We start from the raw sequence: 5563 nt of genomic DNA on the forward strand, positions 1-5563 counted from the left end.
CCCGTAGGCATAGGCGAACAAGAGCAGGCACGCGGCCGAGACCAACAGGCCCGCTTCCGCCACGTACCACCACGCCGCCGCCGGCGCCGCAACGAGGGTCGCGAGGTAGACCAGTCGGTTGCCCGCGACGAGCACGTTGAACGCGATCAGCAGGCGCCGCTCGGTGCTCTGCGGTCCACGCAGCAGCTCCGCCACCAGGACTGCCGAGAGCAAGACGTAGCCCAGGACGGCGACGAACTCGGCGGTGACGGGGAGGGGGGTGGGCAACGTGAGCGGCGAAAGGACGAATATCGTTCTCCCGCTCGTCAGCGCGCCGGGCCATTCGCCCGCGTCGTCGAGAACGCGACCTCAAGGACGTGGGCACGTGGCCCGGCGGGTGGTCCCTACCGGATGGCAGGGCTGCTGACTTCTGGGTCGGCATCCTAACCCATCGTCGTCGTTCCCGCGACCACGAAGTGACGGCGCAGCCAACGCGGGAATCCAGAGTGCCGACCTCGAGGCCGTCACGAGCTTCGGCACTCCGACCGGGCACCGTGTGGGTCCCCGCCTCCGCGGGAAGGACTCTTTGGGAGCGGAGGAAAGAGCAGGACTTAGCAGCCCTGCCTATCAAACGGGGGTAGGCCACCGAGAAACCCTGTCCGGTCAATCTCGGAGTCTCCGTAGGGGCACGACATACCGTGCCCTCTACACGTCCGTCCTCGAGGTCGCTACAGCCCGACGCGCTCGAAGATCTCGTCCACCTGTGCTTGGTGGTACGCCGGGTCGAAGGCCGCCTCGATCTGGTCGGCCTCGAGGGCGGACGTGATGCCGGGCGCGGCCTCGACGATGTCGCGGAAGCTGCGGCGCTCGCGCCACGCCTGCATCGCCAAGGGCTGGACGGTGTCGTAGGCGGCCTCGCGGCTCATGCCGCCCTCGATGAGCATGAGCAGCAGGCGCTGGCTGTAGACGAGCCCATACGTACGGTCCAGGTTCTCGGCCATCCGGTCGGGGTAGACCGTCAGGTTCTCGACGATCTTGGCCATCCGAGCCAGGGCGTAGTCGAGGGCGATGGTCGCGTCGGGCAGGACGACGCGCTCGACAGAGGAATGGCTGATGTCGCGCTCGTGCCACAGCGCCACGTTCTCGTAGCCGGCGACCATGTAACCACGGAGCAGCCGCGCCATGCCGGTCAGGTTCTCCGACCCGACCGGGTTGCGCTTGTGCGGCATCGCGCTCGAGCCCTTCTGGCCCTTGCCGAACGACTCCTCGGCCTCGAGGACTTCACTCCTCTGGAGATGCCGGATCTCGACGGCGATGGTCTCGATGGTCGTGCCGACGAGAGCGAGCACGGCGAGATACTGCGCGTGCAAGTCGCGCGGCAAGACCTGGGTCGAGATCGGTGCGGCCTTGAGACCCAGGCGCTCACACGTCAGGCGCTCCACCTCGGGCGGGATGTTGGCGAACGTGCCGACAGCACCGGACAGCTTGCCGACGCGGACGGCCTCGGCGGCGGCGTCGAACCGCTCGAGGTCGCGCTGGACGGCGTCGTAGAACCGGGCCAGCTTCAAGCCGAACGTCGTCGGCTCGGCGTGAACGCCGTGTGTGCGGCCGACCGTCACGGTGTTCTTGTGCTCACGCGCCCTCGAGGCCAGGACCTCTCCCAGCTTGACGATCCCGTCGCGCAGCATCGCGTTCGCCTTCGTCAGCCGTAGCGACTGTGCGGTGTCGACGACATCGGACGAGGTGAGTCCGTAGTGGACCCACTTCCGCTCGTCGCCTAGGGTCTCGGAGACGGCGCGCGTGAACGCGACCACGTCGTGCCGCGTCTCGGCCTCGATGGCGTGGATCCGGTCGATGTCGAACGACGCGTTTTGGTACAGCGTCTCGACGTCCTCCATCGGGATCTGACCCGTCTCCTTGGACCACGCCCAGCAGGCGGCGAGCTCGACGTCGAGCCAGGCCTGGAACTGCGCGTGCTCGGTCCAGATGGCGCCCATCTCGGGGCGGGTGTAGCGGTCGATCATCGAGGTCGGGGGCGGGGAGCTTGGAAGATGCAGATGCGAGAAGAGGTGCGGAAGAGAAGAGGAGAAGAGGTGTCTCGGCCTCGAGGGCGCGTGCTCGATTCGTCCCTCGAGGCTGCCTGCGTTGCTGACTCCGGGGCAGTCGGTCCCTGCAACGTCATCTCGAGCGGAAGCCGTCCTCGGCTGGAGTCGAGAGATCTCGACGCGTCGCGAGAGGTCGCGCAGGTTCGAACCGTCCTCGAGGACGGATTCCGAAGCTGGCGGGATACGGAGTCACGCGCGACCTCGAGGTCGGACGCAGTGCGTCGAGATTCTTCGACTCCGGGCTGCGCCCTCCGCTCTGGATGACGTCGATGAGAGTCTGTGCCTGATCCGCCCTCGAGGTCGATTCGTCGCGCCGGACACGCGTCTCATGTCCCGTCCTTTAGTCACCTTGCCCCAGGGCCTCGACGCGGTAGTCTGCGCTCGCGTCGCCTTCCACGTCGGTCCACGTCCTCGAGGATGGGCCAAGCCGAGCGACCTCGAGGCCGTCGCGCAGGACGCGGTAGGCGACGGGTGCGTTGGCCCAGGGCGTCGTGTACGTCCGGGGCTCCCAGGTTAGGCGAGTGCTTCCGCCCACGCGTTCGACCTCGAGGACGGGCTGAACGGGGCGGAGCGACGGCGACCCGGTCGTGGGGCGAGCGTCGGGTGGCGCCTTGAGATCGCACGACGGGAAGTCGGGACACAGAAAGTGGTCGCGAGCGCCCTCGATGGACGCGGCGAGGTCCGGCCTCGATGCCGCCAGCGCTGCGACGACCTCCAAGACGCCGGCCTCATTCCAGACCGACGTTCGGGTCTGACGGACCGCTTCGAACACGTCCAGGCCGAGCGCCACGTCTTCGTTGTCGCCCTCGAGGGCGGACGGCTCCCACGGCGACGCGTCGGGGCCGTCGTAGAGATTCCACAGGAGGGAGCCGATGGCGGCGTAGTCCGGCTTCGAGCGGCCGTAGACGATGCCCTCGTACCGCTGGTGCGACATCGCCAGGTGCGAGAACGGCGCGCGCTCCGTGTTCGAGGACGCGAGGTGGTCGTCGCCGTACTCGGCCGCGGCCCAGGCGCGCATGGCGAACGAGAAGAAGATGGCCCAGCCCTCGCGCAGATTCCGGTTGCGCAACGCGTAGCGGACCGGGCTCGCGCCCCACATCCGGTACGTCACGTAGTGGCCGTACTCGTGCCCAACCAACGTCGGCGTGATGCCGCGCGCGGCGTTGAGCTCGATCTCCGTTCCGCCCAACACGTCCGGGTCGAACGGCTGAAACATGAACCCGCCGCTGTCGGTGACCTCGATACGGACCTGCGGCAGCTCGAACGGCGGATCGCCGCCGTAGCGCGCCGTCACGAACTCGCGGGACAGCGTGGAGTAGCGGACCGTCACGCCGAGCGGCGTCGGGAGTCCGCCCTCGAGGTCGCGGCGCTCGACCGAGCCCGAGAGCGGCAGCCGGACGGCGCGGTCCATCATCAGCCGCCCGTCCTCGAGGCCGGGGACCTGGATCGAGCCTCGAGGGACGGGCACGATGCGGACGGCGTCGGTCGCTGTCTCGGGCACGACGGCGAGTGAGTCGTAGCGGCTGAGCCGAGACGAGGCGAGGGAAAACCGGAATCGACCCTGCTCGTCGAGGACGTCTACGTGACGATGGCGACGCTCCGGTCCGAGCAAGCGCTCCCACCTTCCATTGGAGCGTCGGAAGACCAGGTGGACGCGTAGGCCGTACACGCCGAGCGTGGTGTCGTCCACGGCGGTCACGAACCGGCCCTCGAGGTCGACACGCCTCGGTTCGATCTCGATGCCTTCGGTAGCGCGCGCATCGTCCTCGAGGACGGCACCCGTCGAGCAGCCGGTGAGAGCGAGAAAAGCGAGGAGGGCGAGGCGCACGGCGGAACGAGAAGACCCGGCGGAACCGGCCGGACGCTCGACATCGAGGTCGGGTTCGGTGAACCTCGCAGCGGCCCGGTTCGTGTGCGCGGCCCCCTGAGACCCTGCGTGACCGACCGCCGCCAACCTGGAGAAGCCCGCGAGAGCGTCGGGTTCGGCACGCTGCTCCGTGGCAACGCCGACGTCAGGAGGCTGTGGGGCGGGACCGTCGTGTCGCTGTTCGGCGACTGGTTCAACACCCTCGCGCTGTACCGGCTGGTCCTGGACCTGACCGGATCGGAGGCAGCGCTGGGCGGCGTCTTCCTGACGAAGATGCTGCCCCTGGCGCTGGCCTCGCCCATCGCGGGCGTCTTGGCCGACCGTCTCGACCGGCGCCGGCTGATGATCGGCGCGGACTTGGTGCGGGCCGTCATCGTGCTCGGCTTCCTGTTCGTCCGCGACGCCGACGACCTGTGGCTGCTCTACACGTTGGGCGCGGCCCAGATCGCGGTGAGCGCGGCGTTCACGCCGGCCAAAAACGCCGTCCTGCCGCTCATCACCAAGCCCGGCGAGTTGCTGACGGCCAACGCCCTTTTGGCGGCGACGTGGTCCTCCATGCTCGCCATCGGCGCGGCGGCGGGCGGCCCGGCTGTGGACGCCTTCGGCACCGACGTCGTGTTCCTCCTCGATGCGGCGACGTACCTGGTGAGCGCCGTGTTCATCTTCCGCGTCCGCGTGCCGGCGACCGACCTCGAGGACGACGACGAGCCTCGGCAGAGCGTCTTGCGCGTGGCGGGGAGCAAGGTCGTCGAGGGCTGGCGCTACGTGTTGGCTCGGCCCGCCGTGCGCCGGATCTCGCTCGCCAAGGCGACCTGGGGCCTGGGCGGCGGAGGCCTGGTGTTCGTGCTCGCACTCCTTGGCAACAACCTGTTTCCATCGGCCGGCACGACGGGGATCGGCATCCTGTTCGCGGCGCGCGGACTGGGAACGGGAATCGGCCCCATCCTGGCGCGGTCGCTCTTTACCGACGAGCGCCGATGGCCGCTGGTGTTGGGCGGATGCGTGATCGCGAGCGGGTTGGGCTACCTGTCCGTCGCCGCTGTCGTGGACTACCGGTGGGCCGTCGCGGCGTGCGTCGTGTTTGCCCACGCGGCAAGCGGCGCCAACTGGGTGCTCTCCACGACGCTCCTGCAAGAGCGCTCGCGCGACGCCTTCCGTGGCCGCGTCATCTCGACGGACTGGCTGCTGATCACGCTCGTCGAGAGCTTCTCGATCTTCGTGGCGAGCCTGCTCTTGGAGGCCGGCGTCGACCTGGTGACGGTCGTGATCGGGTTCGCGCTCGTCGAGGTCGCGTCGGGCCTGGTCTGGATCGCGACCGTCGTGCCGGCCGAGGCGCGCTGGCGGGCGTCGCCGGAGACGGAGCCGGGGCGCTAGCGTCCTCGAGGCCGGTGCGCGTCTCCGATGTGCCGGACGTCCTCGATGTGGACGTGCCCTCGAGGGCGAACCTCCCTGCTTTCGTCCGGCCTCGAGGCCGGATGTTTACCACCCCCTGTCCCCCTCCTCATCGGAGGAGAGGGGACGTCGCCTGCGCCTTCGAGGTCGGTCGGCGCCTTCGAGGTCGGTCTGCGCCTTCGAGGTCAAGGCTCGCCCTCGGGGGACGATACTCCGAGAG

General features: G+C 69.0%; 4 protein-coding genes. 1 reads left to right on the top strand and 3 read right to left on the bottom strand.

The features are described from left to right. The 3 genes from WBA11_RS10855 to WBA11_RS10865 form a co-directional block, all read right to left on the bottom strand. On the bottom strand, window positions 1–267 hold a 267-nt coding region (locus WBA11_RS10855; RefSeq protein WP_424520707.1), incomplete at its 3' end, for a hypothetical protein. A gap of 440 nt (window positions 268–707) precedes the next feature. Beyond that, complete coding sequence (gene purB, locus WBA11_RS10860; protein ID WP_424520708.1) at window positions 708–2003, bottom strand: adenylosuccinate lyase; 1296 nt, start codon at window positions 2001–2003, stop codon at window positions 708–710. Between the two features lie 421 nt (window positions 2004–2424). Beyond that, window positions 2425–3912 carry a hypothetical protein gene (locus WBA11_RS10865; protein ID WP_424520709.1) on the bottom strand — a complete coding sequence of 496 codons (1488 nt, stop codon included), beginning with the start codon at window positions 3910–3912 and terminating at the stop codon, window positions 2425–2427. A 108-nt stretch (window positions 3913–4020) separates the two neighbouring features. On the opposite strand from WBA11_RS10865, the gene WBA11_RS10870 reads away from it, so the two are divergent. Then, the gene (locus tag WBA11_RS10870; RefSeq protein ID WP_424520710.1) at window positions 4021–5325 is read left to right on the top strand and encodes an MFS transporter; all 1305 of its coding nucleotides are present in this window, start codon (window positions 4021–4023) and stop codon (window positions 5323–5325) included. The last annotated feature ends 238 nt before the right edge of the window (window positions 5326–5563 follow it).

The sequence above is a fragment of the Rubrivirga sp. genome, assembly GCF_049648075.1.
GTDB lineage: Bacteria > Bacteroidota > Rhodothermia > Rhodothermales > Rubricoccaceae > Rubrivirga.

What these genes read in the sequence shown, in the direction of transcription:
- purB (WP_424520708.1), bottom strand. Translation starts at nt 2,003, where the DNA reads ATGATCGACCGCTACACCCGCCCCGAGATGGGCGCCATCTGGACCGAG.